Raw genomic sequence first — 2198 nt, 5'->3', positions numbered from 1 at the left:
GTAAGCGCGAATTTCCCCGCACCTTTTGCTGTTGAGTGCTCTGATGCATGAGGTGTCCACCAAAATAGGTGGACACCTTGTGATGGAAGAAGATGAGCAGAAACTGCGGGTGAGGCTTGTCGGTCGGGACGGGCGACGCCGATACGACCCGGCATCGAAGGACCGTCTTGTCTCGGCCTGTCTTGAGCCTGGCGTGTCGGTATCGAGGCTTGCGCTCGAACATGGGGTCAATGCGAACCTTCTTCGGAAGTGGATAAAGAAGCGGGCGGAGACCCAGTCCCTCCCACAGCCCCCACCATCGGCGTTCATCCCGGTTCAGATTGAAAGCACTTCCGATCGGGCCTTGCTGCGACAGAGCAGCATGGCTGCGGTGGATTTGCCGGGGACTTGCGATGGGGCACGTAGGTCGGCATCGAAAAGGACAGCGCCTTTTTCCTCTCCAGCCAAGGTGAGCGCGTCGCTGCCGAACGGCGTGAAGTTGACGCTGGAATGCGGTGATGTGGATGCGTTGACGGCGACCATCGGAGCACTGGGTCATGTTCAGACTGGGCGCTGACCTGAAAGTCTACCTGCACCGCGAGCCGATCGACTTCCGGGCCGGCATCAACAGCCTTGCGGTTCTGGTCCAAGAGACGATGGCGCTCGATCCGTTTGCTCCGGCGGTTTTTGCGTTCTGCAATCGCCGTCGCGACCGGATGAAGCTCCTGTTCTTCGATCGGTCGGGCTTTGTGCTGGTAATGAAGCGGCTGACCGAGGACAAGTTCCGGTGGCCGCGCCGGGAGGCAGCGGTGGTCACGCTTACGACCGAGCAATTGCACTGGATCCTCGACGGCATCGACATCGATGCGATGGTCCGCCATCCGGTGCGGCAATATCAGGTTGCCGGTTGAGGGCTCTCGAATTGAGCGGTTGACGCGGCGGCATGCTTTCGATTCAAGAATCTGATGAATCGACCCGGCGAACCGACTGTTGAAGCGTTGATGGCGCGTATTGCTGCGCTGCAGGCGCAGAACCGTCAACTCACCGAACGCGTCGTCAAACTCGAGGAAGAGCTGGCGCTTGCACGACTGCATCGTTTTGCGCCGCGCAGTGAAAAGCACATTGACCGCCTCTTCAATGAAGCCGAACAGGCCGCGGATGAGGACGCCGCCGACAACGAAGATGGCGGCGTCGTTGTCCTGCCGGACACGGGCTTGCCGGCGAGCGAAGGGGCGACGGGAAAGAAGCGCGGCCGCAAGGCCTTGCCGGAAAACCTGCCGCGCGAGCGCGTCGAGTATGACCTTCCCGACGATCAGAAGGCTTGTCCTTGCTGCCGTCACCAGATGCATCGCATGGGCGAGGCCGTTACCGAGCAACTTCATATCGAGGTGAAGGCGAAGGTCCTGCAGAATGTGCGGTTCAAATATGCTTGCCGTCATTGCGACCGTACCGGCATCAACACGCCGGTCGTGACCGCGCCGATGCCCGCGCAACCCTTGCCTGGCAGCATCGCCACGGCTTCGACGCTGGCCTTCGCGCTCGTTCACAAATACGTCGACGGCACACCGCTCTACCGCCTGGCGCAGGCCTTCGAGCGCGCGGGCGTTCCTGTCAGCCGTGGCGCTCTGGGTCACTGGGTGATCGGCTCGAGCGAAAAGCATCTCGCCCGCATCTATGACGTGCTGAAGCTGCGGCTCAGATCGCAGCCCCTCATCCATGGCGACGAGACCACGGTCCAGGTGCTGAAGGAAATGGACAGAGAGGCCACCAGCACCTCGTACATGTGGGCATACCGGAGCGGCCACGACAGTGACGAGCCGATCGTGCTGCTCGATTATCAGCCGGGTCGCGGCCAGATACACCCGCAGACCTTCTTGGGCGATTACCGCGGCATCGTGATGAGTGACGGTTATTCCGCCTGGCGCACGCTGGAAGGGGCAACGCATCTTGGCTGCATGGCCCATTCCAGGCGGCGCTTCGTCGATGCCCTAAAGGCGAGGAAGAAAGGCGGCGGCCCGCCGGAACAGGCGCTCCGGTTCTTTGAACAGCTCTATCGGGTTGAAAGGCAGGCGCGGAACGAAATCCCCGATGACGGCGAAACGCGAGATCACTGCATTCGCCACTTCCGCCAGCAACATAGTGTCCCGATCCTCCATGCTCTCAAGGCATGGCTCGACGACATCGCCCCAAAAGTCTTGCCGGACAGCAAGCTCGGCGAC

At 61.3% G+C, this 2198-nt stretch carries 3 protein-coding genes; all 3 read left to right on the top strand.

Annotation, left to right across the window (positions count from 1 at the left end):
- Window positions 1-82 precede the first annotated feature (82 nt).
- Window positions 83-556: an IS66-like element accessory protein TnpA gene (tnpA, locus tag NKJ40_RS31710; RefSeq protein ID WP_352453912.1), complete on the top strand. Its 474-nt coding sequence runs from the start codon at window positions 83-85 to the stop codon at window positions 554-556.
- On the top strand, window positions 537-890 hold the full coding sequence (gene tnpB, locus NKJ40_RS31705; protein WP_352469379.1) for an IS66 family insertion sequence element accessory protein TnpB: 354 nt from the start codon (window positions 537-539) through the stop codon (window positions 888-890). The genes tnpA and tnpB overlap by 20 nt, the downstream gene beginning before the upstream one ends.
- A 54-nt stretch (window positions 891-944) precedes the next feature.
- Window positions 945-2198 (top strand): IS66 family transposase (gene tnpC, locus NKJ40_RS31700; RefSeq protein WP_352469378.1); only part of this gene is annotated, 1254 nt, incomplete at its 3' end.

This window comes from Mesorhizobium sp. M0119 (assembly GCF_040322615.1).
Classification (GTDB): domain Bacteria; phylum Pseudomonadota; class Alphaproteobacteria; order Rhizobiales; family Rhizobiaceae; genus Mesorhizobium.
The sequence above is the reverse complement of the archived record's forward strand: the minus strand, read 5'-3'. Positions and strand labels throughout refer to the sequence as shown.